Annotated in this window: 26 protein-coding genes; 9 read left to right on the top strand and 17 right to left on the bottom strand. The window is 67.8% G+C overall.

Annotated features, from left to right (window positions below; all coding sequences use genetic code 11):
• The first annotated feature begins 81 nt into the window (after window positions 1-81).
• Genes ACR2MZ_RS13495 through ACR2MZ_RS13485 form a run of 3 tightly spaced genes read left to right on the top strand, consistent with a single transcriptional unit; the run spans window position 82 to window position 2,941 of the window.
• A complete protein-coding gene (locus ACR2MZ_RS13495; RefSeq protein WP_434005562.1) occupies window positions 82-1,227 on the top strand; it encodes a Re/Si-specific NAD(P)(+) transhydrogenase subunit alpha in 1,146 nt (381 codons plus the stop codon).
• Complete coding sequence (locus tag ACR2MZ_RS13490) at window positions 1,224-1,547, top strand: NAD(P) transhydrogenase subunit alpha part 2 (RefSeq protein WP_434005561.1); 324 nt, start codon at window positions 1,224-1,226, stop codon at window positions 1,545-1,547. Before ACR2MZ_RS13495 ends, ACR2MZ_RS13490 begins: the two co-directional genes overlap by 4 nt.
• Window positions 1,544-2,941, top strand: a complete 1,398-nt coding sequence (locus ACR2MZ_RS13485; protein ID WP_434005560.1) for an NAD(P)(+) transhydrogenase (Re/Si-specific) subunit beta — start codon at window positions 1,544-1,546, stop codon at window positions 2,939-2,941. The genes ACR2MZ_RS13490 and ACR2MZ_RS13485 overlap by 4 nt, the downstream gene beginning before the upstream one ends.
• On the opposite strand, the gene ACR2MZ_RS13480 is transcribed toward ACR2MZ_RS13485, so the two are convergent.
• The 6 genes from ACR2MZ_RS13480 to ACR2MZ_RS13455 form a co-directional block, all read right to left on the bottom strand.
• Window positions 2,903-3,748, bottom strand: a complete 846-nt coding sequence (locus ACR2MZ_RS13480; RefSeq protein ID WP_434005559.1) for a prephenate dehydratase — start codon at window positions 3,746-3,748, stop codon at window positions 2,903-2,905. The genes ACR2MZ_RS13485 and ACR2MZ_RS13480 overlap by 39 nt on opposite strands.
• Window positions 3,749-3,760: 12 nt before the next feature.
• Window positions 3,761-4,765 (bottom strand): ketol-acid reductoisomerase, encoded by a 1,005-nt coding sequence (ilvC, locus tag ACR2MZ_RS13475; RefSeq protein ID WP_434005558.1) that lies wholly within the window; start codon window positions 4,763-4,765, stop codon window positions 3,761-3,763.
• 205 nt (window positions 4,766-4,970) lie between these two features.
• Entirely contained in the window at window positions 4,971-5,519 is a 549-nt protein-coding gene (locus tag ACR2MZ_RS13470; protein ID WP_434005557.1) for a hypothetical protein, read from the bottom strand.
• 91 nt (window positions 5,520-5,610) lie between these two features.
• A complete protein-coding gene (locus tag ACR2MZ_RS13465; protein ID WP_434005556.1) occupies window positions 5,611-6,579 on the bottom strand; it encodes a DUF7544 domain-containing protein in 969 nt (322 codons plus the stop codon).
• A 135-nt stretch (window positions 6,580-6,714) separates the two neighbouring features.
• Window positions 6,715-7,599 (bottom strand): alpha/beta fold hydrolase, encoded by an 885-nt coding sequence (locus tag ACR2MZ_RS13460; protein ID WP_434005555.1) that lies wholly within the window; start codon window positions 7,597-7,599, stop codon window positions 6,715-6,717.
• On the bottom strand, window positions 7,596-8,000 hold the full coding sequence (locus tag ACR2MZ_RS13455; protein ID WP_434005554.1) for a RidA family protein: 405 nt from the start codon (window positions 7,998-8,000) through the stop codon (window positions 7,596-7,598). The genes ACR2MZ_RS13460 and ACR2MZ_RS13455 overlap by 4 nt, the downstream gene beginning before the upstream one ends.
• An 18-nt stretch (window positions 8,001-8,018) precedes the next feature.
• Here ACR2MZ_RS13455 and ACR2MZ_RS13450 point away from each other — a divergent pair, with 18 nt between their 5' ends.
• Genes ACR2MZ_RS13450 through ACR2MZ_RS13440 form a run of 3 tightly spaced genes read left to right on the top strand, consistent with a single transcriptional unit; the run spans window position 8,019 to window position 10,880 of the window.
• Window positions 8,019-8,816 carry an enoyl-CoA hydratase family protein gene (locus ACR2MZ_RS13450; RefSeq protein ID WP_434005553.1) on the top strand — a complete coding sequence of 266 codons (798 nt, stop codon included), beginning with the start codon at window positions 8,019-8,021 and terminating at the stop codon, window positions 8,814-8,816.
• Between the two features lie 5 nt (window positions 8,817-8,821).
• Window positions 8,822-9,748 carry a TIGR03619 family F420-dependent LLM class oxidoreductase gene (locus ACR2MZ_RS13445; protein ID WP_434005552.1) on the top strand — a complete coding sequence of 309 codons (927 nt, stop codon included), beginning with the start codon at window positions 8,822-8,824 and terminating at the stop codon, window positions 9,746-9,748.
• A 7-nt stretch (window positions 9,749-9,755) separates the two neighbouring features.
• Window positions 9,756-10,880, top strand: a complete 1,125-nt coding sequence (locus ACR2MZ_RS13440; RefSeq protein WP_434005551.1) for an acyl-CoA dehydrogenase family protein — start codon at window positions 9,756-9,758, stop codon at window positions 10,878-10,880.
• Here the strand turns inward: ACR2MZ_RS13440 and ACR2MZ_RS13435 are convergent.
• Complete coding sequence (locus tag ACR2MZ_RS13435; protein ID WP_434005550.1) at window positions 10,869-11,330, bottom strand: methylated-DNA--[protein]-cysteine S-methyltransferase; 462 nt, start codon at window positions 11,328-11,330, stop codon at window positions 10,869-10,871. The two genes, ACR2MZ_RS13440 and ACR2MZ_RS13435, sit on opposite strands and share 12 nt — an antisense overlap.
• 1 nt (window position 11,331) lies before the next feature.
• Entirely contained in the window at window positions 11,332-11,880 is a 549-nt protein-coding gene (locus tag ACR2MZ_RS13430; RefSeq protein WP_434005549.1) for a hypothetical protein, read from the bottom strand.
• A 98-nt stretch (window positions 11,881-11,978) separates the two neighbouring features.
• On the opposite strand from ACR2MZ_RS13430, the gene ACR2MZ_RS13425 reads away from it, so the two are divergent.
• Window positions 11,979-12,860: a phosphatase PAP2 family protein gene (locus ACR2MZ_RS13425; RefSeq protein ID WP_434005548.1), complete on the top strand. Its 882-nt coding sequence runs from the start codon at window positions 11,979-11,981 to the stop codon at window positions 12,858-12,860.
• A 222-nt stretch (window positions 12,861-13,082) separates the two neighbouring features.
• Here ACR2MZ_RS13425 and ACR2MZ_RS13420 read toward each other — a convergent pair whose 3' ends face one another.
• From ACR2MZ_RS13420 to ACR2MZ_RS13400, 5 genes are all read right to left on the bottom strand, one after another.
• Window positions 13,083-14,657 (bottom strand): TIM44-like domain-containing protein, encoded by a 1,575-nt coding sequence (locus ACR2MZ_RS13420; RefSeq protein ID WP_434005547.1) that lies wholly within the window; start codon window positions 14,655-14,657, stop codon window positions 13,083-13,085.
• 72 nt (window positions 14,658-14,729) lie between these two features.
• On the bottom strand, window positions 14,730-15,977 hold the full coding sequence (locus ACR2MZ_RS13415) for an SPFH domain-containing protein (protein ID WP_434005546.1): 1,248 nt from the start codon (window positions 15,975-15,977) through the stop codon (window positions 14,730-14,732).
• Window positions 15,978-16,093: 116 nt separating this feature from the next.
• The gene (locus ACR2MZ_RS13410; RefSeq protein ID WP_434005545.1) at window positions 16,094-17,446 is read right to left on the bottom strand and encodes an MFS transporter; all 1,353 of its coding nucleotides are present in this window, start codon (window positions 17,444-17,446) and stop codon (window positions 16,094-16,096) included.
• Window positions 17,447-17,536: 90 nt separating this feature from the next.
• Window positions 17,537-19,204, bottom strand: a complete 1,668-nt coding sequence (ilvD, locus tag ACR2MZ_RS13405; protein ID WP_434005544.1) for a dihydroxy-acid dehydratase — start codon at window positions 19,202-19,204, stop codon at window positions 17,537-17,539.
• Window positions 19,201-19,995 (bottom strand): HpcH/HpaI aldolase family protein, encoded by a 795-nt coding sequence (locus ACR2MZ_RS13400; protein ID WP_434005543.1) that lies wholly within the window; start codon window positions 19,993-19,995, stop codon window positions 19,201-19,203. The genes ilvD and ACR2MZ_RS13400 overlap by 4 nt, the downstream gene beginning before the upstream one ends.
• 138 nt (window positions 19,996-20,133) lie before the next feature.
• Here ACR2MZ_RS13400 and ACR2MZ_RS13395 point away from each other — a divergent pair, with 138 nt between their 5' ends.
• Window positions 20,134-21,483, top strand: coding sequence for an MFS transporter (locus tag ACR2MZ_RS13395; RefSeq protein WP_434005542.1), 1,350 nt, complete (start codon window positions 20,134-20,136; stop codon window positions 21,481-21,483).
• On the opposite strand, the gene ACR2MZ_RS13390 is transcribed toward ACR2MZ_RS13395, so the two are convergent.
• The 4 genes from ACR2MZ_RS13390 to ACR2MZ_RS13375 are packed head-to-tail and all read right to left on the bottom strand — an operon-like array spanning window position 21,480 to window position 25,501.
• Window positions 21,480-21,728 (bottom strand): lipoyl domain-containing protein, encoded by a 249-nt coding sequence (locus ACR2MZ_RS13390; RefSeq protein WP_434005541.1) that lies wholly within the window; start codon window positions 21,726-21,728, stop codon window positions 21,480-21,482. The genes ACR2MZ_RS13395 and ACR2MZ_RS13390 overlap by 4 nt on opposite strands.
• A 33-nt stretch (window positions 21,729-21,761) precedes the next feature.
• Window positions 21,762-22,928, bottom strand: a complete 1,167-nt coding sequence (locus tag ACR2MZ_RS13385) for an amidase (protein WP_434005540.1) — start codon at window positions 22,926-22,928, stop codon at window positions 21,762-21,764.
• Between the two features lie 3 nt (window positions 22,929-22,931).
• Entirely contained in the window at window positions 22,932-24,752 is a 1,821-nt protein-coding gene (locus ACR2MZ_RS13380) for a S9 family peptidase (protein ID WP_434005539.1), read from the bottom strand.
• Window positions 24,752-25,501, bottom strand: coding sequence for an SRPBCC family protein (locus tag ACR2MZ_RS13375; RefSeq protein ID WP_434005538.1), 750 nt, complete (start codon window positions 25,499-25,501; stop codon window positions 24,752-24,754). Before ACR2MZ_RS13375 ends, ACR2MZ_RS13380 begins: the two co-directional genes overlap by 1 nt.
• A gap of 120 nt (window positions 25,502-25,621) precedes the next feature.
• Between ACR2MZ_RS13375 and ACR2MZ_RS13370 the strand changes: the two genes are divergently transcribed.
• Window positions 25,622-26,128, top strand: coding sequence for a (2Fe-2S)-binding protein (locus ACR2MZ_RS13370; RefSeq protein ID WP_434005537.1), 507 nt, complete (start codon window positions 25,622-25,624; stop codon window positions 26,126-26,128).
• The last annotated feature ends 3 nt before the right edge of the window (window positions 26,129-26,131 follow it).

Genomic DNA, 26,131 nt, shown 5'->3' with positions numbered 1-26,131 from the left:
GGCGCCGTCAGGCGCCGGGACTTTTTGCTTTGTTCGAAGCTGGGCTAAGTGCCCGAGCTTCGGAACGCTAGCATTCCGGGCGTGAGAGTCGTCGCCCCCCGGGAGACCCAGGCGGGTGAACATCGCGTGGCGATCACGCCCGAGACGGCTGCGAAATTGATAGCCGCCGGCCTGGACGTGGCGGTTGAGTCAGGGGCCGGCGTGGCGGCCGGCTACCCGGACCCGCAGTACGCCGAAGCGGGCGCTGTGGTTGAAGCGGAAACGACAGCCCTTTGGAGCGGCGCCGGAGCCGTCCTCAAAGTCCAGGCGCCCAGCCTGGCCGAGGTTGGCCTGCTGTCACCAGCTGCACTGCTCATCAGCTTCCTCCAGCCCGCGACGCAGGGCGAGATCGTCGAAGCGTTGGCCAAGCGGCAGGTGACAGCCTTCTCGCTCGAGCTGCTGCCGCGGCTCAGCCGCGCACAGAGCATGGATGCCCTCTCCTCCCAGGCGTCGCTGGCCGGCTACAAGGCAGTGCTCATGGCGGCCATGCGGCTGGGCAAGTACTTCCCCATGCTCATGAGCGCCGCCGGCACCATCGCGCCCTCCCGGGTGCTGGTGCTGGGCGCCGGAGTCGCGGGCTTGCAGGCCATCGCCACCGCGCGCCGGCTCGGTGCGGTGGTGGAGGCCTACGACGTCCGCCCGGCGGTGAAGGAGGAGGTCCAGAGCTTGGGCGCCAGGTTCGTCGAGCTGCCCGTCGAGCTGCCCGTCGAGGCGGCTGCCGGCCAGGGCGGCTACGCTGGCGAGCAGTCGGAGGAGTTCCAGGCTCGGCTGCGGGAGCTGCTCGGCGAGCGGATCGCCGCTGCTGATGTGGTTATCACGACCGCCGCCATCCCCGGCCGGCGCGCACCGCTGCTCGTCAGCCGGGAGATGGTGGCGGGCATGCGGCCGGGGTCGGTGATAGTCGACCTGGCGGCTGACACCGGCGGCAACTGCGAGCTGACCCGCGCCGACGAGGTGGTCGAAGCCGATGGCGTGTTCATCGACGGGACCGCAAACGTGCCCTCGACCATCGCCCACCACGCGAGCCAGCTCTATGCGCGCAACGTCCTCAACCTATTCATGCACCTGTGGCAGGAGGGCGAAGTGCGGCTCGACTTCGAGGACGAGATCACCCGCGGCAGTTGCGTGACTCACGCCGGCCAGATAGTGAACGAGCGCGCCAAACAGCTGATGGGGGTGCCGGCATGAACCAGCAGCTGATCGTCAACTTCACCTACTTCGTGCTGGCCGTCTTTGTCGGCATCGAGGTGATTTCGAAGGTTCCGACGATCCTGCACACGCCGCTCATGTCAGGCTCCAACGCCATCCACGGCATCATCCTCGTCGGCGCTCTCATCATCGCCGCCGGAGCGCAGACACCGCTTCAGATCGCACTCGGTTTCGTGGCTGTGCTGCTCGCCACGACCAATGTGGTCGGTGGCTTCGTCGTCACCGACCGCATGCTCGAGATGTTCAAGGGCCGCCGGCTCGGCGCCGGCGGCAACTCGGGCACTGAGGAAAAGCGTTGACGGGGCTGCTCACGCCGCTCGTCTACCTGCTGGCGTCGGTCCTCTTCATAGTCGGCCTGCGCTTTCTCAGCTCACCCAAAGGAGCCCGCCGGGGCAACACGGTAGCGGCGATCGGCATGGCGCTGGCGGTCGCCTGGACGGTCGTCCTGGTCGCCGGCCGCTCGACACCGGCAGGCATCATCATCTGCGTTCTCGGGGTGCTGCTGGGCGGCATCGCCGGCACAGTCGGCGCCCGCCGGGTCCGGATGACCGCCATGCCGCAGATGGTGGCGCTGTTCAACGGCGTCGGCGGCGGCGCCGCGGCACTGGTGGCGGTGGCTGAGCTGCTGCAGCTGGGCGGCCAGCGACCCGCTCTGCAGTCGGGCTTGCCCAGCGTCTTCGCCATCATCGTCGGAGGCATCTCCTTCGCCGGCTCGGCAATCGCCTTCGCCAAGCTGCAGGAGCTGATGACAGGGCGGCCCATCACCTACCCGGCCCAGCAGGTGGTGAACGGCCTCCTGGCAGTGCTGATCATGGCCCTGGCGGTCGCGCTGCTCGCTGTCACCGGCCAGCCGGCCGTCTTCATAGCGCTCCTGGCGTTGGCCCTGGTGCTGGGGGTGGCCTTCGTGCTTCCGATCGGAGGGGCTGACATGCCAGTGGTCATCTCGCTTCTCAACGCATGCACCGGGCTCGCCGTGGCGGCCAGCGGCTTTGTGCTTGACAACTTCGCGCTGATAGTGGCAGGGACGCTGGTGGGCGCCTCCGGCACGATCCTGACCATGCTGATGGGCGAGGCGATGGGTCGCTCGCTGGCCAACGTCCTCTTCGGCGCGTTCGGCAGCGTGAAAACCGCCGGCGACGCGGCGGGGCCGGCCGGCGAGCGGAGCGTACGGACAGGCAATTCGGAGGACATCGGCACCCTGCTGGCGTATTCCCGCAACGTGGTGGTGGTGCCCGGCTACGGGCTCGCGGTGGCCCAGGCGCAGCACGCGGTGCGCGAGCTGGGCGAGCAGCTTGAGGCGCGCGGGGTTGACGTGCAGTACGCCATTCACCCAGTGGCCGGACGCATGCCCGGGCACATGAACGTGCTGCTGGCCGAGGCCAATGTGCCGTACGAGCAGCTGAAGGAGATGGACGAGATCAACGACCAGTTCAAGTCGACTGACGCGGTGCTGGTGGTGGGTGCCAATGACGTGGTGAACCCGGCTGCCAAGAGCTCACCCGGCAGCCCCATCTACGGCATGCCGATCCTCAACGTGGACCAGGCGAAGACGGTCGTCTTTTTGAAGCGGTCGATGCGGCCAGGCTTTGCCGGAATCGACAACGAGCTGCTCTACGACCCCAAAACCGTGATGCTCTTCGGTGACGCCAAGGACTCACTGACCAAGCTGCTCGCCGCCGTCAAGGCCGCCTGACAGCGGGCCGAAAGTCCCGAACAGCCGCACCTCGGCCGCCCGGCTCTCCAGCGCCGAGAGCGCCGCCTCCGCCTGAAGGGGATCTTCGATCTGGAGATCCAGGAAGAAGAGGTATTCGAAGGGCTTGCCCAGGAGCGGTCGCGATTCCAGCCGGGCCAGGTTCACCTGGCGCGCGGAGAAGCACTCCAGCGCTCGGACCAGGCTGCCCGGCTGATGCGCTGCTGCGAAGCAGAGCGAGGTCTTCCAACCGGGCCGGCCCGCGAGCGGGCGCTCCGACCGGCCGCGCTCGGCCACGACGAACCGTGTGCGGTTGCTGTCGGAGTCCTGGATGCCGGCGGCCAGCACGTCCAGTCCGTAGCGCTGGCCGGCTCGCGCGCTGGCGACTGCCGCCGTGCCAGCTTCGGGCCGTTCGGCCACCTGTCGGGCCGCCCCTGCGGTGTCATAGAAGGGGACGGCCGCGAGAGCGCGCGCTTCCAGAAAGCGCCGTACCTGCGCCAGCGCCTGGGGATGGGAGATGACTCGCTGCGGCAGATCGTTGCGGCGGCCGAGCAGGTGGTGCCGAATCGGATGGACGTACTCGCCGGTGAGCTTCAGGCCCTTGCGGTCCCAGAGCAGGTCGTTGACCTCCTGCACTATCCCGCCGAGCGTGTTCTCTACCGGCAACACTGCCCCTTCGATCTCGCCGGACAAAAGTGCGTCGACGGTCTGTTCGAAGGTCCTGAAGCCTGTGGCTGTCGCTGCCGGGAAAAGCGCGAGTAAAGCTTCTTCGGAGTACGCGCCGGCTTCACCCTGAAAGCCGACTCTCACCCCGCGAGCGCCTCAGTCGTCGGCGGTGCGGGGCTGCAGCCAGGGCATCATGCCGCGCAGCTCCGCGCCAACCGTCTCCAGCTCATGCTCAGCGTGCTCCTGGCGCATCTGCAGAAAGCGGCTTCGACCCTGGCCGTTCTCGTCGATCCAGCGCTCGGCGAAGGTGCCGTCCTGAATCTCGCGCAGCACCTGCCGCATCGACTCCTTCACCCGTTCGTCCACGACGCGGGGGCCTGACACGTAGTCGCCGTACTCGGCCGTGTCCGAGACCGAGTAGCGCATGAAGCCCAGTCCGCCCCTGTACATGAGGTCGACTATCAACTTCATCTCGTGCAGCACCTCGAAGTAAGCCATCTCCGGCGGATAGCCGGCCTCGACCAGGGTCTCGAACCCGGCGGTGATGAGCGCTGACACGCCGCCGCAGAGCACCGCCTGCTCGCCGAAGAGGTCGGTCTCGGTTTCATCCTTGAAGGTGGTCTCGATGATCCCGGCCCGGCCGCCGCCGATGGCCCGAGCGTAGGCCAGTCCCCGCCGGCGCGCGCCGCCGGTTGCGTCCTGCTGGACTGCGAGCAGCATGGGAACGCCGTTGCCCTCGACGTACGTGCTGCGGACAAGGTGGCCCGGCGCCTTGGGCGCAACCATCGCCACGTCCACCTCGGGGGGCGGAGCGATCTGACCGAAGTGAATGGCGAACCCGTGCGCGAACAGGAGCAGCGTGCCGGGGCGCAAGTGAGGCTCGATCTCCTCTCGGTAGAGCTTGGCCTGGCCCACATCGGGGGTGAGCACTGTGATGATGTCGGCTTCCTGGACCGCCTGGGCGACGTCCAGCACGCGCAGGCCGTGCCGCTCAGCCTTCGCCCTCGACCGACTGCCCGGGTGCAGACCGACGCGCACATCGACCCCGCTGTCGCGAAGGTTCTGAGCGTGGGCGTGGCCCTGGGAGCCGTAGCCGAGGATGGCCACCCTTTCTGTCAGCTCAGCTGGACAGTCAGCGTCGTAGTACATCTTCACAGCCATCGTTCCTTCTCCTAAGTGGCGCGGACGCTATGTGGGCGGCGAAGTGCGAACACCGTCCTGGCCGGCACAAAAAACGGAGCCCCCGCGCTCGACGTCGGGGGCTCCGTGGCGAAGAGGGGGAGTTTCTGAGGTCATGCTAGCCACTGGTTGGCTGCCACAACTAGTGGCTGAGAGACAAAAATGCGCAGCATCTGTTGTGTGGGACTCAGCGCTCGCGGGCTGGGACCCACCGGCGGACGAGCAGCCAGAACCCGAGCAGGAGCACGATGGCGGCGGGGATGGCGTTGCTTGCCAGACCCTGGTAGTGCCGGCTCCAGTGCATCACTCCCTCGAAAAACGCCGCCAGGACCAGGAAGAGGAGGAGGCCGACCTTGGCCAGGCCGAGGCCCCAGCTCTGCTCACCCAGTCGCCGGCCGGTCAGTCCGTGCAGGTAGAGGCCCAGACCGAGACCGGCGGGAATTACCAGGGGCCAGCTGTAGGCCCAGACGTGGGCCAGCCCCGTGTACGCGACAGCCGCCGACACCATCCCCAGCGAGATGAGGCAGCCGACCGGAATCCAGAGCCAGCCTCGCCTTCGGTTGGCCAAGGCAGCCCCCACCAGGAGCGCCGCTCCGAGCAGGAAGCTGAGCGCCCAGCCAAACTGCGAGGCCGGCCCTCGCAGAGGGGTGGGAGCGAGTTCCAGGGCTGCCAGCCCCGCGCCGCAGCAGATCAGCAGGAGCGCAAAACCGGTCCGGCCGTCAAGGCGCCGACTCATGCCCTAAAAGTACCCACAGCCGGCGGCCGCCAACCGGGAGGGTGAAGCAGGCCAAGGCCCTTGCTGCCACGCACGATCTTTCGCGGGGTGCCTATTGGGGAACGGCGTATGGCGTTACCCCGGACCGTGGACGGTCGAGCTCCAGTCGCCGGTAGGCCACCGTCCAGTAGGCGCTGAAGTAGGCGCCGGTGACCGCGCCGATAAGCAGCGAGACTAGACCCAGGGCCGTCCCGCCCAGGGCCACGGCCAGCAGCGGCGACACCTGCAGCAGGTTGGCGACGGCGAAGCCGACCAATCCAGATCCAAAGGCGATGATCAGCACGACGGCTGCCAGTGCCAGGCCGACTCCGAAGGCCAGGCCCACCTGGATCAGCCACGTCAGCAGCACTCGCCCCGGCCGCAGCAGGAGGAGTCGCACAGCGCGGCTGATCGCCGCCAGGACGGTGCGCTGCTCGAGAACAATTGCTCGCAGGGCGAGGATCTGGATCAGACCCAGGGCGAAGGCGATGAGGAAGAACAGGCCGAGGTAGGCAAGGCCTGTCACAACCAGGACCACAACCAGCGCGGGCTGATCGCGGAAGCCGAAGAAGGCCCAGATGAGAGCGGCGAAGGGCAGCAGCAGGAGGAGGCCGGCGACGAGGCCCAGCAGTCTCAGCAGCAGGATCCAGCCGAACGAAGCCAGCCCGGCTCGCAGTGAGCTGCTCAGGTTGAATGGGCGATCGGCGTTGTGCTCCGCGGTGGCCCGGGTCATTGCCCCTTGGGTCAGGCAGGACAGGAAGAAGAAGAGGATCAGCAGGAGCAGCAGCGCGGCGATGATGACGAAGAAGGTGACCGCGAGTGCAGCTGCCACGTTGGGGTCGAGCGACTGCAGGTTGCCGGCGGCTGGTGTGCCACTACTGCTCCCGCTGGATCCGGCACCGGAAAAATAGCTGTTGAAGCTGTTGTAGTTGAACCCAGCGCCGCTGGTCACGTCGCCGCCGCCAAGGAGTGCCAGCAGCAGCAGGTACTTGTGCTGCCAGAGAATTCGCAGCGGCCTCACGATTGGCTCCGCGTAGTTCATGAATTCCTCCCCGTCGGGCCAGCTTTACCGGAGGCGCCTCTGGGCGTTGTCATGCCACCAGGTCAGCAATACATCTTGCCGTGTTCGTCTTGCTGTGTTCGTCGAGTTGGTCAGTGCTGAGCTGGCCGATCCGGCTTAGGCCGAACGCAGAGCCGGCGTCCGCAACCGCCTGAGGGCAGTCTGGCTGAAGAGGTCGGGCACCTCCATCATCGGCACGTGGCCGACGCCTGGCAGCACGTCGACCGGCCAGTCATAGCGCTGCGCCAGACCAAGCGAGAATTCAACCGGAACCAGCCTGTCGTGATCGCCGTGGATGAGGCTGACTGGACACTTCAGGGAGCGATAGATGGGGTCGAAGCGGAGGCTGGCCAGCATCCGGAGAATCGAGCGGCCGGATTGGACCAGCGCCCGGCTGTAGTCGGGCACCAGGCTCTGCTCCTCCGAAAGGTCGACGTGGGCCCGAATGACCTCTTGCGGCACGCGGTCAGGGTCGGCGCAGATCATCGCCAGAGACTCCCGGACAGTCCTCTCGGCGCCCAACCGTCGCCTTCGCAGAGATCGGCCGCGTCCCGCAACACCCGGCAGCAGGAGGGAGCCAAACGCGGCCCAGACGGCGAAGTCGAAGCGGCGGCGGCCAGCCCAAGGCAGAGCTGGGTCGACCAGCAGCAGCGCTGACACGGTCACCGGCTGCCGAGCCGCCTGGAGGACTGAGATGAGCCCGCCCATCGAGTTGCCCACGACGAGCGCCGGCGCGCCCGCCACCTGGCGCAGGAAAGCGTCGAAGTAGCGCTGGTGATCATTCACCCGAGCGGGGTGGCCGGAGAGCGGCGTGCGTCCGTGGCCGCGCAGATCGGGAGCCAGCACTCGATGGTTCTCGGTCAGCGCCGCGCCCACCGCCAGCCAGTTCTCGGCCGCCCCGCCCAACCCGTGGAGGAGAACCAGCGGCTGCCCCGCACCGCCGAAGTCCAGGTAGCGGGCAGGACCGTCCAGGTCCGCCGTCCGCTCGACGGGTGCCTTCAAGCCACCTGACGCAGGGCCAGGCACTCGATCTCGATGAGCGCCTCGGGATTGAAGAGGCCCTTCACCTCGAAGAGGCTGCTGGCCGGGAAATGCTTGCCGAAGACCGCGCGATAGGACTGGCCGATCGGCTTCAGATTCGCTCGATAGGCGGCAACGTCGGTTACGAAGTAGGTGAGCTTCAGCGCCAGCTCGGGAGCGCTGCCGGCTGCTCGCAGGGCGATGGCCACGTTCTCCAGCGCCCGGCCGAACTGGGCCACCAGGTCGCCGGGCGCCAGGATCCGGCCGGAAGCGTCGCAGCCGATCTGGCCGCCGAGCACCACCAGGTCGCGGCTGGCTGCGGCGTGAGAGAAGCCGGCGGGCGGACCCAGCTCCGGTGGGTTGATGAGGTCGGGCCCCGCCATGGTCGTTAGATTAACCCGGTGGCCTGGCGGCACTTCGACTACGAGGAAGAGGCGGGTGTGGCCACCGTCACGTTCAACCGGCCTGAGCGCCTGAACTCGCTGACCTTCGAGATCTACGCCGATCTGGAGCGCTTGACCGCCGAGTTGAAGGGACGGCCGGCCGATGTGCGGGTTCTAGTGCTGCGCGGGCGCGGGCGCGGCTTCTGCTCTGGCGGCGACGTCGAGGAGATCATCGGCGAGCTGCTCAAGCTCGACACGCGCGGCGTTTACGAGTTCGCCCGCATGACCGGCGCCTGCACCCGCAACCTCAGGGAGCTGCCGCAGCCGGTGATCTCGGCGGTCAACGGCATCGCCGCCGGCGCCGGCGCGGTGCTGGCCGCCGCCTCCGATCTCAGGCTGCTGGCCGAGTCGGCCAGCTTCCGGTTCCTCTTCACCAAGGTGGGCATCTCAGGCGGTGACATGGGCATCTGCTGGCTTCTGCCGCGGCTGGTGGGACTCGGCCGGGCTGCCGAGATCCTGCTGCTGGGCGACCGGATCAGCTCGGCCGAGGCGCTGGCCATGGGTCTCGCCAACCGCGTGGTGCCGGATCAGGAGCTGGACGCGGTCGTCGCCGAGTACGCCGGGCGGCTGAAGGAGCTCGCGCCGTGGGGTCTGGCCATGACCAAGGAGATGCTCAACCGCGCAGGCAGCCTTGACTACTCGGCAGCGATCGAGATGGAGGCCTGGACCCAGACGCTGCTCATGACCGCGCAGGACTTTCGCGAGTTCCATGCCGGCTTCACCGGCAAGCGTAAGCCGGTGTTCACGGGCAGATAGCCGGCGTGGAGCTGGGCGTCTTTCTGCCTATCTCCGGCCGGGCCGCCAGCGCCGAGGTGCTGACGGAGGCTGCGCGCCAGGCCGAGCGCCTAGGCTTCGACGCTGTCTGGTCGGCCGACCGGGTGGTCACCCCCGCCCGCATCGACACCGCCTATCCCTACAGCGAGAACCAGCAGTTCATAGTGCCACCCGATCTGCCCTTTCTCGACTCGCTGACCTGCCTCGCTTTCCTGGCCGGACGCACCGAGCGGGTGAAGCTGGGCATCAGCGTCCTGGTCCTGCCCTACCGCCAGCCGCTGCACTGGGCTCGGGTCGCGGTCAGCCTGGATCGGCTCTCCCACGGCCGCTTCATCCTGGGTGTGGGGGTGGGCTGGATGGAGGAGGAATTCGCCGCTCTGGGGGCGCCCTTCAAGGCGCGAGGAACAGTCAGTGACGAGCAGCTGGAGATCGTCGCCAGACTCTGGTCGGAGGAGCGGATCAGCTTCCAGGGCAGCCATCATCGCTTCGACGCAGTGGCTTTCGCGCCGAAGCCCGAGGGCGGCCATCTGGCGACGTGGGTGGGTGGGGAGGCGCGGGCTGCGCGGCGGCGGGCCGGCCGCTACGGCGACGCCTGGTTTCCCTACTACGTCGACATCACGCCTGACGAGCTGTGCGCCCGGTTCGAGGAGGCCCGCACCTTTGCCGTCGAGGCCGGCCGAGAACCTGAACGGCTGCAGCTGTGCGTCTGCCGGCCGATCGAGCTGACGAGCGAGGCCCAGCCGCAGGATCCCCGCCGTCTCCGGGGCACGCCCGAGCAGCTGGCCGAGGCGCTGCTGGCTTACCGCGACCGAGGCGTCCATCACCTGGCTCTGCAGTTCATGGTCGGCCGCTGGCCGGAGCGCGTGGAACAGATCGAGCGCTTCGGCTCCGAAGTGATCTCGGCCCTGAGCTAGCTGGCTGGTGGACCTCCGCTTGGAGCCGGAGCTGCTCCAAATAGCCGCCGGAGCTCGTCGCCTGGCCGAGGAGCTGCTGGCCCCCCGAGCCCGGCGCTCGGACGAGGAAGGCAGCTTCGAACGCGATCTGGTACCCCAGCTCGGCGCTGCCGGTCTGCTCGACGACCGTTTCAGCGCGCAGGCGACGGCGCTCATCGCAGAGGAGCTGGGCCGGGTCGATTCCAGCGTCCGCGGCTTCGTGACCGTGCAGGCGGGCCTCGTCGGCCACTGCCTGGCCGACTGGGGCACAGAGGCGCAGCAGGAGGCGTGGCTGCACCGGCTCCGGGCCGGCGAGGCCATCGGCTGCTATGCGCTGACTGAACCCGAGGCGGGTACCGATGCGCGCTCGATCAGAACCCGAGCCACGCGGACCGACGATGGCTGGCGCCTGAAGGGCGAGAAGCACTGGATCACCAACGGCGGTGTGGCTGATCTGGGGCTGGTCTTCGCCCGCGCCGAGGAGGGGCTGAGCGCGTTCGTCGTGCCCACCACGACACCTGGTTTCGAGCGCACGCCGATGGCAGGGCGCGAGCTGGGTCATCGCGGCTCCAACCATGCCTTCCTGCGCCTAGAGGTGGCGCTGCCGCAGGAAGCGCTCCTGGGCGAGCCCGGCCAGGGCTTCAAGGTGGCCATGAGCGCGCTGGGCCACGGCCGTCTGGGAGTCGCCGCGGGCGCCGTCGGAGTCCTTCAAGCGTGCCTGGAAGCGACAGTCGACTTCGCCCGCAGAAGAAGGCAGTTCGGGCAGCGCATCGGCGACTTCGGCATGATCCAGGCGGCGCTGGCCGACATGGCCACCGACCTCGCGGCCGGCCGGCTGTTGGTCCGCCAGGCGGCCTGGCTGAAAGACGCCGGCGAAGACAACGCCCAGGCGGTGGCCATGGCCAAGCTCTTCTGTACCGAGGCGGCTCTGCGCGGAGCCGACCAGGCGATCCTCATTCACGGCGCCCGCGGTTACTCGAACGAGTATCCCGTCGAGCGTTACTGGCGCGATGCCAAGGGGATGCAGATCTACGAGGGCACGGCCCACGTGCAGCGCGTCATCCTCGCCCGCCAGCTCCTGGGCCGCGATGAGGGCGGGGCCTCAGGCGGATAGGACGGAGGTCTCCAGCTCGAGCAGCCGGCGCTTCATGTCCAGTCCACCGCCGTAGCCGCGAAGGCGACCGTCGGTGCCGACCAGGCGGTGGCAGGGGATCAGGATGGGCAGAGGGTTGGCACCGTTGGCGCCACCGACCGCTCGCATCGCGGCCGGGAAGCCGCTGGCTGCGGCCACCTGGCTGTAGGTTCGGGTTTGGCCATAGGGAATGCGCTCGACCTCCGCCCAGACCCGGCGCTGAAAGTTCGTGCCCACTGGCGCCAGTCGCGTCTCGAACTGGCGCCGGCGGCCGGCCAGATACTCGTCGAGCTCCTGCTCCAGCTGCTGGACTCTGGCTTCCGAAGACCGCTTGCCAGGAGGACCGGCGGCGGGGTAAAGGAGAGCGGCTAAGCCTGCCTCCGCCCAGACGCTGCCGAAAGTGCCCCAAGCGGTCTCAACGGCCAGTGGCACGCTACCTGTTAAAGGCGATCACGAGGATGACCAGCAGGATGATCAAGCCCACCAGCGCCAGGCCGCCCAGCGCCAAGAGCGCTGCCCGGTTGAAGACACGACCGCTGATCGGCGGCCCCACGGAGTCGGGCCGTCCCGCGACGAGCGGCTGCCCCGGCTCGGGCCCCGCATCAGGTGGTGAGCTGGGCGCGGGCACTGGCGCCGGCAGAGGGGCCGCCTGCCACGGCTCAGCGGTGGGGGCAGTCAGCCCAGGTGGCGCAGCCTCGATCTCGGCCGGCCAGGGGAAGGGCTTGGGCCGAACTCCAGCCGGGTCGGAGGCCTGGAGCTCCGGCTCGGGTGGACGGTCGGGGCCGGACGGCCCCGAAGGAGGCGCCGGAGGTTGATCCGGCCCCGGTGGCCCGGGCGGAGGCGCCGGCGGCCGCTCAGGTTCGATGGGGCCCGCCGCCCGTCCCTCTGGCGCGCGGCCCACAGCCGCACCCGGTTCGCCCTGGGTGGCGCGCTCGGACGTGTGACCCTCAATCGGTCCCAAAGGGAGTCCTTCCTCAGGCATCAGCTTCCACCGTAACGCAAGCGCAAGGCCGCTCCCGATAGGGTATTCGAAATGCTCCGCCAAACTGTCCGGACCGGGCGCTCAGATCGGCAGATCTCGTGACCGAACCGCCCGCCGCCGAGCGGGCTCCGGCTTTGGCCGATGGCACACCCCCCACCACCGCTCTGGCGGCGAGCCCAGAGTTCGACGCCAGGCCCAAGGTGCGCTGGCGGGATCGTCCGCCTCGCTGGTATGTGCAGGTGTCGCTGGTTGTCATCTACTACTGGCTCTACGCCGAGGCGCGGGACTGGCACGGGTCGATTGCTGACGACCCGGATTCGTTCCTCACAGCCCGCGACGACGGCCTCGCCGTCTTGGACATCGAACGGTGGCTGCACATTGACGTCGAGCTGGGTTGGCAGCACGCGTTGCTGCAGGTGCACTGGCTGGTCAAGGGGCTCGACGCCTTCTACGGCAGCGCCCATTTCCTGGTCACGGCGCTGGTCCTCGCCTACCTGCTGCTGCGCGGCAAGCCGGCCGTCTACCGCTATTGGCGAAATGTGCTCGCGCTGGCGACAGGGGTGGCGTTGGCCTGCTTCGCGCTCTTTCCCACGCTGCCGCCGCGGCTGCTGCCATCGCCCTACGGGTACGTCGACACGCTCCATGTGGTCGGCGGCCTCTGGTCATACAACAGCGGCGTCCTGGAGCACATCAGCGACCCCTATGCCGCTCTGCCAAGCTTGCACATCGTGTGGGCCGGGTGGTGCGCACTGGTGCTCTGGCGGCTGCTCCGGGGGCACTGGACGAGATGGTTAGCCGTCGGCTACCCGTTCCTCACGGCGTTTGCGGTGATCGTCACCGGCAACCACTGGATCCTCGACCTGGTCGCCGGCGCCTCGGTGCTGCTAGGGAGCTGGGCGCTGACGGCAGCCCTTCACCGCCGGACGGATCCACTATCGGCGCCCGCCGCGGGGGCTGCTCCCTGGACGCCATCCCACTGACGGCTTTCCGGCGCCGGGCTCAGACCTAGTGCCCCGCTTCCGAAGTTTGCCGGCATCTTGCGGCTCCGGACGACGATGCGGGCGTCATGGGACCCGGCCCGTCGTCGTCACGCATCCACGATGCGCTCCTCCTAGTTCCACCCATTCCTTCGCCTCCTCGTCCGGACCGGCAGCCTTCGGCTGCCTGCCACAATCTGCTCGACCAACATCGAAAGCAGGCCACTAACTGTCGGCGTCCTCGATGCGCGAGAGCACCCAATCGAATCGACCGCTGGTGACAGCCGCCCGGCAGTAGCGGCATTCGCCTACCTGGTTCAACTCCAGCGGCGCGCCGCAGTTCGGGCAGACCCGGTCCTGCAAGCTTCGACTGGTGGTCTGCACGCCCCGACCGCGCTGGAAGGTCCAGAACTCGCTGAAGCGGCTGGGGGACTGGGAACCGAAGATGACCTTGCCTGTCCGCTCGTCGACCTCGTAGTCGGCGCAGGTGGCTGTCACCCTGACGGTGATGTCGTCGAAGGCTTGGCCGTGAGTCACCTTGATCGGAATCAGCTCCTCCAGGCGTAGATCGTCCAGCTTGTTGATCTTGTGGAGCTCGATCAGCTGCTGCACCTGGCTCGACCAGCCGAGGTATAGCCCGGGGCTCATGAAAGGCCGGCTGGAGCTTAGATCCCGCGCCTGCCAGGCCTCCTGCAGCGAGTAGAACGCCTGCTGGCCGCGGCCTCTGAACTGTTCAAAGTCGAACGCAGGATCGGTCGCCTGGATTGCTGCCAGTCCCCGCTCAGGGTCAAGCTCGTCCAAGCCCAAGCCCTGAGCAGTGCTCACACCCTGGAAAGAGGAGCGCTGCATGTTTGTCACCACCCAGTCGTAGCTACCGCTCTGGATCTCGGCTCCGCAGTAGTCGCACTTGCCGTCATCGTTGAGCTTCAGCAGGCCGCCGCAGTTGGGACACTTGCTCGCGGTCGCGCCGCCGCCCTGGACTGTCACCGTGCCCGGCGCTCGCCAGAAGGTCCAGTCCTCCCCCAGCCGGGCATCTTCCTCGCTGCCGGAGATCAGCCGGCCGTCACGATCGTCGTTGAAGTGGACGGCGGCGACGTAGTCGAGGTGCACTGTGACCGACTGCCCGCTCTCCTCCGCCCGAGCCTCGGTAACGGCCAGGCCGCGGACATTCAGGTTCTCCAAGATCGGTCTTTGATGCTGCTCGAGCAGATAGTTCACCTGTTCAGACCAGCTGTTCCAGACCGGCGCGGCCAGGAATGCCCGCGCCGCGTGAACGTTCCGGTCCTGGTAGGCGCGCTGCACGAGCAGGAACGCCATCTGGGCCTTCTGGAGGAAGGTTTCGGGCACGAAGCCAGGGTCGCTGGCCAGGATCGGCTGCAGCAAGGCTGAGTCATACCGCGGCGTTGTCCACCTAAAGTCCTGCGCGCCGGTGGTCGGAAGCGCCGCAGTGTTGCGCCTCATGAAGGAGTGGAAGAACAGGACGCCGACTATTAGCAGCAGGACGCAAAAGAAGCCGAAGCCATCGATGACGCCGCCGCCGACGCCGCCGCCGGTGAAGCCGCCACCGCCGTAATAGCCACCGCCACTGCCGCCGGTGAAACCGCCGCCGCCGCCTGAGCTGCCGCCGCCTGAGTGACCGACGCTGCCGCCCGAGTGACCGCCGCCGCCGCCGCGGGCGAAGGCCAACTCGGGAAAGATGACCTCGCTCGCCACGACGATCAGAACGGGCAGCAGCCAGCGAGCCACCGCCCTAAAGCGCCGCCTGCGGCTCACGGCTCGCTCGCCGGCAGGCTCGCTCAACCCCGAGACAGGTTCAGTCAACCCCGAGAGCGCAAGCGCCGCTCGGGGCTCTCACTCGTCGCAAGCTTCGGCTCAGGCCTGGCCGGGAGCCGGGGGCGGTTGTCCAGGCCCGGACTCTGGTGGCTGAGCCTCGCCCTCAGTCGTTCGCTGGGCCGCGCCGGGCTGAGCTGAAGCGGCTTGGACCAGGCTGGTGCCGCAGTTGGGACAGAACTTGGTGCTGATCGGGCTCTGAGTCCCGCACTTGGCACAGGTTGTCATCTGCGGCGCCAAAGACGCACCGCAGCTGGAGCAGAACTTGGCGCCGGCCATATTCGACTCGCCGCAATTGGGGCAGCTGACACCGGCGGCCGGCGACTGCTGACTCGGAGCGCCCAGTTGAGTGGCGCAGTTGGAGCAGAACTTGGCGGTCTCCGGATTGGCGGTTCCGCACTTGGGGCAGCGCACCTGCACCTGGGCCGGCTGCTGCTGGCCGCCGGCTCCCATGGTGTTGCCCATGCCGAAGCCGACGCCCATCATGGCGGGCCCGACGGCGCCCCCGCCCTTGGCGGCGCCCTCGCCGACCCCGAGCATTGCCTGGCCCTGGGCGTACTGCTGGAAGCCGCCCGCCATCCGCGTGTACTGCGCGTCGCGGCGGTAGCCCTTCAGGGTGGCCTCGTCCTCCTCCTTGATGGAGATGGTGAAGTTGCCGAGGCGGACGATCTGAATGCCATAGCTGGCGACGTGCTGCTGAACCTTCTCCAGCGTGACGCGCTCGATCTCCTCCGTGTGGGAGGCGATGCCGAGGATCGGCCAGTTGGTCTGGACGATCTGGCTCGTCACGTCAGTGCGCAGGACCTTCAGCAGCTGCTCGCGCATCCAGTCGGTGATCTGATCGTTGTTGGAGACGTTCTGCGTTCCGACGAGGTTGACGATGAGCGACTGGGGCTCCAGCACCTTGAGCGAGTACTCACCAAAGACGCGCAGGCCCACTGCCAGGGTGGTCTCCGGATCCACCACGTCGTCGACCACGCCGCCGAAGGGGAGGTTGGGGAACTCGCGAGTGGAGATGAAGTACAGCTCGGTCTTGAACATGTTGCCGCCCGTGGCAAAGTCGACAAGCATTCCGAGGAACGGTATCTCCGAGCTGTCGAGGGTGACGCGGCCGGGGTTGATGGTGCCCTGCACGCGCCCGTCCCGGAAGAAGACTGCCATCTCGTCCTGCTGGACGGTGAGCTGAGTTAGCTTGCGGATGTTCTGGTCCGGCCACTTGTAGAGAATCTGGCTCTTGAACTCGTCTGGCCGGGCGATGAATTCGCGTCGGACCTCACCGAAAAGTCCCATATTTTGCTCCTTGTCAATTTGCCCGACCGCCCAGCGTCGCCAGGATCGGGATGTCCTGTCAAAGAGGCTAACGCTTCGGCTGGGAGAGTTGGTCTACCTCACCTCCCGTGTTCGGGTCAGGCGCCGCCGCCCGCCGCCGTGGCGGTGAGCCGGGGATCGCCGCCCTTCGCTTCCAGCGGCTCGATCTTGCCGACTATGAAGAGGTAGGAGATGGCGCCCAGCAGGGCAAAGCCGCCCATGGCGAAGAGCGAGATCACATAGTTGCCGGTGATCTGCAGCACCGCGCCTGTGAAGATGCTGGTGATGACGCCTGAGATGTTGGAGGCGAAGTTCTGGATGCCGCCGATCGACGCGACCTGGTTGGGCGAGGGGGCGACGTCGGCCGGCAGGCACCAGACGCTGGCGGCGGCGAAGGTCAGACTGGCGTAGGCGACTGAGAGGAGCGCGATTGCCACGGCGGCCGAGGGCGCGAGCGCCACCAGAGCGATGACAGAAGCGCAGGCCATGCCGCCAACCAGGCACAGCTTGCGCGCCTTGGTCAGGTCCATACCGCGGCGCACCAGCGTGTCGGCGACGATGCCGCCCAGCCAGCCCCCCGGGATGGCAGCGAGGGCCGGGATGGTGCCGACAGTCCCCAGCTTGGGCAGGCTGAAGTGGCGGGCGGTGGTCAGGTAGTCAGGAAACCAGGTGATGAAGAAGTAGATGACGAAGTTCAGGCAGAAGAAGCCGATCATCATGCCCCAGATCGTCCTGTAGCGGAACAGATCGACCCAGCGCACAGGCACGCGCTCCGCCTCCAGATCGGGGCTGCGAGAGCCCTGCTCGATATAAGCCAGCTCCTCCTGCTTCACCCAGAAATGCTGGCGGGGGCGCCGGTAGAGCAGCACGAAAGCGACAGCCCAAACCAGGCCGAGCGCCCCGGTTGCCAGGAAGGACCCTCGCCAGCCGATGTTCAGGATCAGCCAGGTCACGATGGGCAGGGAGGCCACGGTGCCGAAGCGGGCACCGCTGTCGTAGATGCTCGTGGCGGTGCCGCGCTCGCGGAGTGGAAACCACTCAGCCACTATCTTGGCGTTGCTCGGGTAGGCGCCGGATTCGCCCACTCCCAGCAGCAGCCGCAGAACGAAGAGGGAGAAGAAGCCGCGGGCCAGCGCGGTGGCGGCCGTGAAGACCGACCACCAGGCGACGGCGAACGTGTACATGATGCGGGCGCCGATCCTGTCGACCAGGTAGCCATTGGGTAGCTGGAACACCGCGTAACTGATGAAGAAGGAGCCGATGGCGATGCCCATCAGGCCGGGCGGGATGTGAAGGTCCTTTCGGATGAGTGTGTTGGCCACACCGAGATTGGCGCGGTCGACGTAGTTGATGGTGGTCCCCACGAAGGCCAGGAGGACCATGAGCCAGCGCACCATGCCCACAGCCTTGCGCGCGGTGCTCGTCCGCTCCAGGGCCGAACTCTCAGCCATCTCTACCTCCTCACCTCGGTTTGCTGGCCGCGATTATGGCACGGATCCGTCTGGGCAGCGGCTGTCGTGCGCCTGGTCAGGCAACGAGGCTCAGGGCAGCGTGACGGCGCCCTCGGAGGCCGAGGTCACCTGGGCCATGTACTTGGCGAAGACGCCGCTCCGGTAGCGGGCCTCCGGCGGCGACCAGTCGCGCAGGCGCTCGGCCAAATCCACGCCCTCCACGTCGACGCGCCGGCCGGTGATGTCCACGACTATGGTGTCGCCGTCGCGGAGCGCCGCGAGCGGGCCGCCGACCGCCGCCTCGGGCGCCACGTGGCCGATCATCTGGCCCTGAGTGGCGCCTGAGAAGCGGCCGTCGGTGATCAGGCAGACCTTGTCGCCCAGGCCCTGGCCGACCAGCGCCCCCGTCACCTGCAGCATCTCCCGCATGCCCGGACCGCCCTTGGGGCCTTCGTAGCGGATCACCACCACATCACCGGGGTCGATGTGGTTACCGAGCACGGCGGCCAGCGCGTCCTCCTCCCGGTTGAAGAGCCGAGCCGGCCCCCGATGGTGATGGGGGGCGTGATGGGCGATCTTGATGACGCTGCCCTCCGGGGCCAGGTTGCCCTTCAGGATGACCAGGCCGCCCTCAGGGCTGAAGGGATTGCTCAGCGGCCGGATCACGTCCTGGCCAGGCGTTTCCTCCACCTGGCCGCACTCTTGAGACAGCGTGCGCCCGGTCACCGTCAACGCGGAGCCGTCGACGAAGCCACCATCGATCAAGCGCTTGGTCATCACGGCGACGCCGCCCGCCCTGTGCAGCTGGGGAGCTGCGTAGCGGCCGCCCGGCTTCAGGTCGCAGAGCAGCGGCGTGCGCTTGAAGATGACCTCCAGGTCATCGATCTCCAGCGGCACACCAACCTCTCGGGCCAAGGCAAGCAGGTGGAGCACGGCGTTGGTCGAACCACCCGAGGCAGCCACCGCTGCGGCGGCGTTCTCGAAGGCCGGCCGGGTGAGGATCTGCGAGGGCCGGATGTCGTTCTCCAGCGCGTTGCGGACCACGTCACCCAGCCGCCGGGTCAGCTCCTCACGGGCGGGGTCGACGGCCGGAACGCCGTTGTAGCCAACCGGTGAGAGCCCTATCACCTCCATCACCATCGACATGGTGTTGGCCGTGTACTGTCCGCCGCAGGCACCCGGGCCTGGGCAGATGTGAGCCTCCAGCTCCGCCAGGTCGCTCTCGGTCATGCGACCGGCGGCGACCGCGCCGATTGCCTCGTACGCCTCGCCCACCGCGACCTGGCGGCCGCGGTACGAGCCCTCCAGGATGGAGCCGGAATAGACCAGCACCGCCGGCCTGTCGAGCCGGGCCATCGCCATCGCGGCGGCGGGCACAGTCTTGTCACAGCCGGTGATGCAGCAGAGGGCGTCGAAGTAGTGGCCCCGAGAGACGAGCTCGATCGAGTCTGCGATCAGCTCCCGCGAGACCAGTGAGGCCTTCATTCCCTCAGTGCCCATCGTGATTCCGTCTGAGATGGCTATGGTGTTCAGCTCCATCGGGGTGAGTCCCTGCGCCCGCAAGCCCTCGGCCGCCCAGGCCGCCAGCGTCCTGTGGTTGAAGTTGCAGGGCATGGTGCCGATCCAGGAATGAGCCACTCCGACCACAGGCTGCTTCAGGTCGTCCCGGCTGAAGCCGATGTTGAGCAGGAACGAGCGCGCACCCGCGCGGTCGACGCCGTCGTAGAGGGTGCGGCTGTGGCGGCGCAGGTCGGTCATCTTCGGATCTCCTCAGTGCTGGTCTTCAACTGGCCGAGTTCGACCTGTGCCAGCGACTGGACCTGGTGAGCGGCACCCTGCCGCAGCAGCTGGGAATCGGACAGGATGTTGGTCAGCCGAAATCCGCGGCGGCGCCACTCGGTGGCTGACTCCAGGTCACCGCAGAAAAGGCCTGGCACCACCTCATGCCGGCCGCAGGCTTCCAGGATCGTCTGGATGAGCTCGATGTGCTCGGGCTCGGTGGCGGTCGGCGTCGGCCTCAGCCCGTGCGTCAGCGAGAGATCCTGCGGGCCCACATAGACCGCGTCGACGCCTGGCACCGACAGGATCTGGTCAAGGGTCTGAACTGCTCCCACAGTTTCGATCATGAGGGTCACCACGACGCTCTCGTTGGCGGTTGCGGGCGAGTAGTCGGCGACCCCCAGCGCCGCCCGGATCGGGCCCCAGGAGCGATTGCCGGCAGGCGGGTAGCGGCAGGCCTGGACGGCGCGCTCGGCGTCGTCGGGGCTGTCGATCATCGGCACTATCACGCCCTCCGCGCCGGCGTCCAGCGCCTTCATGAGGCGGCCCGGTTCGTTCCAGGGCACTCGCACCAGAGCCGGTGTACCTGTCAGCTGCAGAGCCTGCAGCATGGTACCCAGGTGCTCCTCGCGGATCATCCCGTGCTGCATGTCGAGGCAGGCCCAGTCGTAGCCCGCGCGGCCGATCAGCTCCGCTGTGAAGCTGTCGGGGATGACGCACCAGGCGCCGAGGAGAGGACGGCCTGAGCGCAGCCGGCGGCGCAGTTCCATGAAGCGCTGAGCATACTTCCGGGCCCCAGGCGCCAACCCGAGGCCGCTGGCGAGCACAAATGCAGCCTGCTGTTCTAGGATCTCCTCACAGCGGTCGCGACAGCAGTCGCGCTTGTCGTCAACTGAGAGGAGGACTCAATGCAGGCACCGGCGGATCGGCCCGCGCAGCTGCGGAAAGCTGTGGTCGCGAGCGTCATCGGCACCTCGATCGAGTGGTACGACTTCTTCCTCTACGGCTCGGCGGCTGCGCTGGTCTTCCCCAAGCTGTTCTTCCCCAAGAGCGATCCGCTGGCGGGAGCGCTGCTTTCCTTCGGCACTCAGGCCGTCGGCTTTGCCGCCCGCCCGATCGGAGCGGCGATCTTCGGCCACTTCGGCGACCGGATCGGGCGCAAGGCGACGCTGATAGTGACGCTGCTGACGATGGGCCTGGCCACCACTCTGATCGGACTCGTGCCTTCCTACACCTCGATCGGCGTCTGGGGCGCCATCCTGCTCATAGTGTTGCGCGTCTTCCAGGGGCTCGGCGTGGGCGGGGAGTGGGGCGGCTCGGTCCTGCTCTCCATGGAGTGGGGCAGCAATCGCCGCCGGGGCCTGGTCGCCAGCTGGCCCCAGATCGGTGTGCCGATCGGACTGATCCTCGGCAACGGCGCGCTGCTGCTGGTCAGCAACCTGACTGGCAAGGATTTCCTCAACTGGGGTTGGCGAATACCTTTTGTGGCCAGCCTGATCCTCGTCGCCATCGGCCTCTACATTCGGCTCGGCATTCTGGAGACGCCGTCTTTCGCCCGCCTGGTGAGCGAAAACAGACTGGTCAAGATCCCGCTGCTCGAGGTGCTGAAGCGGAACTGGCGGGAGGTGATACTGGCCGCGCTGGTGCGCGTCTCGGAGCAGGCGCCGTTCTACATCTTCACCTCCTTCGTGCTTCTCTACGGCACCAAGACGCTGAAGCTGAGCAACAACTTCATGCTGACGACAGTCTTCGTGGCCAGCTTTCTGTCACTGTTCACAGTGCCCTTTGCCGGTTACCTCTCAGATCGATTCGGGCGCAAGCTCATCTACGGCATCGGCGCTGCAGGGATAGGCCTTCTTGCCTTTCCCTACTTTGCCCTCCTGGACACTCGCGCGGTAGGCCTGGTTCTGCTGGGCGTAGTCGTCTCGCTCATCCCTCACGATCTTCAGTACGGGCCCCAGGCGTCGCTGATCGCCGAGAACTTCACGGGCCGGCTGCGCTACACAGGCGCCTCCATCGGCTATCAGCTGGCCTCGGTGGTGGCCGGCGGCCCGGCGCCCTTGATAGCCACCTATCTCCTGGCCACCTACAAGAGCTCAGCGCCCATCGCGCTCTACATAGTTGGCTGCGCTGTCGTGAGTCTCATTGCCCTGGTGCTCATCCCGAACCGGCAGACTCAGGATCACAACGTCGAGTACGACGAAGCGGTCACCGCCGCTGGCGCCCGCAGGCCCAGCACTGCCTGGCCGTCCGGCTAGCGCTTTTCGGTGCGGAGCCTGGCCAGCAGCGCGCCGACCGGGACCGTGCCCCCCTCGGGCGCGACGATCTCGCTCAGCGTGCCGGCGACCGGTGACTCCAGCTGGTTGTTCACCTTGTCGGTCTCGACCTCGACCAGCGGCTCGCCCTCCGCCACCTGATCGCCAGGCTGCTTGAGCCAGCGGGTGACAGTACCTTCGGTCAGGGTTTCGGCCAGCTGCGGCAGCGTGAAGTCGACCTCGCTCATGCCGGCAAGCCTAGCCCGAACGGCCGGTCCGTTCTAGCCGGTCACCTGCGCCCAGGCTGCTTCCAGCGCCAGCGCGACCCCGACCAGCCGAGCCTCCTGGCCGAATCGGCCCACCACCTGGACGCCCACCGGCAGGCCGGAGGTTGGCGCGGGTAGGCAGATGACCGGCTGACCGGTGGTGTTGAAGGGCCGGGTCCAGCCGGCGACGGCCGCGCGGTCGTATTCCGCGCCGATGCGGGGCGGCATGATGCCAGTGGCCGGCACGAGGATGGCGTCGACGTCAGCCATCGCGGTCTCCGCCGCCAGGCGCGCGCGTGACTGCTCCAGCAGGGCCAGGGCGTAATCGCTGCGGCTGACGCGAAGCCCCTGTTCGAGCAGCGCCCGCACATCAGCCCCGTAGCGCTCGGGCGTGTCCTCCAGCCAGCGACGATGCAGGCTCCCGGCCTCGGCCAGCAGGATGGTCAGCCCTGGCCGCCCCAGCGCGAGCCGGTCGGGCAGCTCGATCTCGGGCAGTCCCCGGGTGGCGGCAGCGAAGACCTCGGTGACCCCGGGCTCGACGCCGTCCAGCCAGCCGGTCGGGACCGCCAGGCGCAGCTCGGTCAAGGAGGGCGTCCGCTCCGGCAGAAGGTCGCGCAGCTCGCTCATGGCTTCGAGCGCCAGCGCTGCCGTTCGCACGTCGGGCGCCAGCGGGCCGACGGTATCGAGGCTGTGGCTCAGGGGGAAGACGCCTTCGGTGGCAATGGTCCCCAGAGTTGGTTTGAACCCCACCACGCCGCAGTAGGCGGCGGGGACGCGGATCGAACCGCCGGTGTCAGTCCCCAGCGCCCAATCGCAGAGCCGAGCCGCCACCGCCGCCGCCGAGCCGCCGGACGAGCCCCCCGCCACGCGCTCTGAGTCATGCGGGTTGCGTACGGCTCCATAGTGGGGGTTCTCGCTGGTCAGGCCGAAGGCGAACTCGTGCAGGTTGGCCTTGCCCATAACGACGCAGCCGGCTTCGCGCAGGCGCCTCACCACCTGGGCGTCGTGGCCGGCGGCCTGGGCAGGCAGCTGAATGCCGCCGGCGGTCGTGACTGTCCCGGCCACGTCGACCAGATCCTTCACCGCCACCGCCGGACCGGGACCGTCCTCCTCCGTCAGCGAGATGAAGGCTCCCAGGTGGGTCTGCGCCCGCGCCCGCTCACGGGCCTCAGCCGCGGTCACCCCTCAGTACAGGAAGTGCAGATGCTCGCTCAGGAAGCGGGCGGCCGAGCCGTAGGCGCGGACCTGGTTGGCGGTCTTGCTGAAGCCGTGACCCTCGTCCTCGAAGACCAGGTACTCGACAGGCCGGCCGAGCTCGCGCAGGCGCTGCACCATCTGGTCGGACTCCGCCTTCACCACCCTGGGGTCCGTGGCGCCCTGAATGACGAGCAGCGGCGCCCGGGCCTGCTCGACGTAGGTGATGGGGGAGCGCTCGACGAGGAGGTCCCGGTCGGACTCCGGGTCACCGACCCACACTTTCATGAACCGCTTCCAGAAGGGAGGCACAGAGGCGGCGAAGGAGATCAGATTGCTGGGTCCGAAGAGGTCCACCGCGCAGGCCCAGTACTCCGGTAGCCGAGTCAGAGCCGAGAGGGTTGCGAATCCACCGAAGGAGCCGCCCATGACGGCGATCCGCTGGGGATCGATCCAGCTCTGCTTCTGCAGCCAGCGCGCCGCTGCCTCGATGTCGCGCAGCTCGCCGCCACCCCAATCGCGGTGGATCAGCCTCTGATAGGACTTGCCGTAGCCAGTGCTGCCGCGGATGTTGGGCGCCAGCACAGCCACTCCGCGGCTGACCAGGTACTGGAAGGCGCCCCAAGAGTTGGAGTACCCGGGCCGCTCCTGCGATTCCGGTCCGCCGTGGATCCAGAGGACCGCCGGCTGGACACCATTGTTCTCACGCGGCCGATAGAGCCAGGCCGGGATCTCCCGATCGAAGCTGGGATAGCCGATCAGCTCCGCCTCGGCCAGCTCACTTGTCGGGACGCTGCCCTGAAAGCTCTCGGTGAGGGCTGTCGTCTGCCGCTGCTCGAGGTCGGCTACATACAGGTCCAGAGGCCGCCGGCCGGTGCCGGCTACCACCGCCACGCGCCGGCCATCGCCGGAGAAGGCGAAGAGCAGACAGTGGCCGGCCGGAATGGCAGGCACCGGCAGCTCGCGTCCCGTCTCCAGCTCGACGGCGTGGAGAACTGACCGCCCGGCTTCGTTCACTGTGAAGGCAGCGCGGCGGCCGTCCCGGCTCAAGTCGGCATGCTCGACGCTCCAGTCCCCCTGCCAGACCGGTTCCAGCTCGCCACTTGCAAGATCCTGAAGGCCGAGCCAGTGATGCTCGCGACCGCGGTCGGTGAGCCGCAGCAGCCGGCCGTCTGCGGCCAGTCCGATCGACTGGTTGTACTCCTCGCCCTCGTGCGCCGTCAGCAGGCTGGGAGTGCCACCGCCGGAGTCGAGGAGGAAGAGGTCCTGATCCGAGTTGGCGCGGAAGCGGCCGACCACCAGCTGGCTGCCGTCGGCGGTCCACGGGCCGGGGAACCAGTAGCCGGGCTCAAGAAGGAGCGATTGGATCTTATCGCTATCCAGATCCAACAGGTAGAGGCTGCGGTCCTGGGGACGCTCGGCGTTGCCGCTGAAGACGTGGCGCTTTCGGTCCGGATCCGTGAAGCCGGGCAGATACTGGACGTCCTTCCGCCGGGTCAGGTCGCTCAGCTCGCCCGCGCGAAGATGAAGGCTATGCAGCTGCCATTGCTCGTTGCCATGGTGGTCGACGCCCAACAGGATCTCATCCTCCCGGGGCCAGCTCACGTGCCGGGCCGACTCCTCGACGAACCTGGTGCGCTGGACACCTTCGCCGCCAGCCGCCGGCTGCGTCCAGAGGTTGAGCTGACCTTCGGCCTCCCAGACGTAGGCGATCTGGCTGCCGTCCGGCGAAAACGCCAGGGAGCTCAGATAGCTGAACCGGCGGATCGCCAGGTAGCTCTCGAGAGGATGGCGCAAGGCGGGCTGCGGCACTAGCGGCGGCGGAAGATTCCCTTCACACGCTCCCAGAGAACTGAGAAGAGCACGCCGAAGGCATTGACTGGCTTGGCCGCCGTGCCCGGCGCCGAGGCCGGTTGGCTGGAGACGGGCGAAGGTCCGGCCTTCGCCATCTCGGCCTGGTCTGCCGCCGGCGGGGTGAAGCCTGCTCGCTGAGGCTCGCCGGCCTCGGCGGCGGCAACCGCCGGCTCCCCGGCGGCGGCCGGCTGGGTGGAGGGGCCGGCCGTTCCGGCGGCGCCGGTTTCCCCGGTGGCTGGCGGGGCAGAGGCTGCCGCCGGTGCGGCCTCCAGATGAGCCTTGATGCAGTCGCCCATCTGCCCGACCAGCCGGCGCGAGACGTCCTCCATGATGCCGCGGCCGAAGTTCGCCACCCGGCCCGCCACGTTGAAGTCGCTCATCAGCTTGACCAGCGAACCGCCCGGCGCCTCGAGCACAGTCATGGTGGCGGTCGCACGGGCAGAGCCGGAGCCGGTCGTCTCCTTGCCTTCGGCCTGGATCTTGGCAGTGCGGCTGGCCTCGTCCTGCTCGATGAGCCGGGCGGTGCCGTTGTAGGAGACGGTGATGGGTCCCACCTTGATCTTCACCTTGCCTCTGAAGGTGGAGGGATCGACGACCTCGGTCAACTCGGCTCCTGGCATGCAGCCGGCGACTCGGTTGACGTCCAGAAGAAACGCATAGACCTCGTCGGGCGGCGCGCCGATGTTCAGCTCGTTCTCGATCTGCACTTGAGACTTCCCACTGCACAGTGTGCCCTAGAGGGCCTAGGCTTTGCTCTCTAAGAGATCTCAACGCGGCGCCGTGACGGCGCTGGCGCTGACCCGCAGAACTGTTCAGGAGGCGGTGGGATGAAGCACCGGATAGCTGTAACCGTCAACGGTAAGGAGCGCGAGGCCGAGGTGGAGCCGAGATTGCTCCTCGTACACTTCTTGCGCGACAACCTCGGGCTGACCGGGACTCACATCGGCTGCGACACCAGCCAATGCGGAGCCTGCACCATCCACCTGGACGGCAAGGCCGTCAAGTCCTGCACGCTCTTCGCAGTCCAGGCCCAGGGTCACGAGCTGAAGACCATCGAGGGCCTTGCCGCCCCGGACGGCGCGCTTCACCCAATCCAGCAGGCTTTCTGGGACGAACACGGCCTCCAGTGCGGCTACTGCACCCCCGGCTTCATCATGGCCGCCGCCTATCTCCTGCAACAGAACCCCAAGCCCAGTGAGGACGACATCAAGAAGGGTCTGGAGGGCAACCTCTGCCGCTGCACCGGCTACGTCAACATCATCAAGGCTGTGCAGACTGCATCCCGCACCATGAGCGGGGCGGCCGAAGCCCAGCCCGCTGCCAGCGGAGGCTAGAGA

Source organism: Candidatus Dormiibacter sp. (genome assembly GCF_050999135.1).
In the GTDB taxonomy this organism is placed as follows: domain Bacteria; phylum Chloroflexota; class Dormibacteria; order Dormibacterales; family Dormibacteraceae; genus Dormiibacter; species Dormiibacter spiritus.
This window is presented reverse-complemented; position numbering and strand designations above follow the sequence as displayed.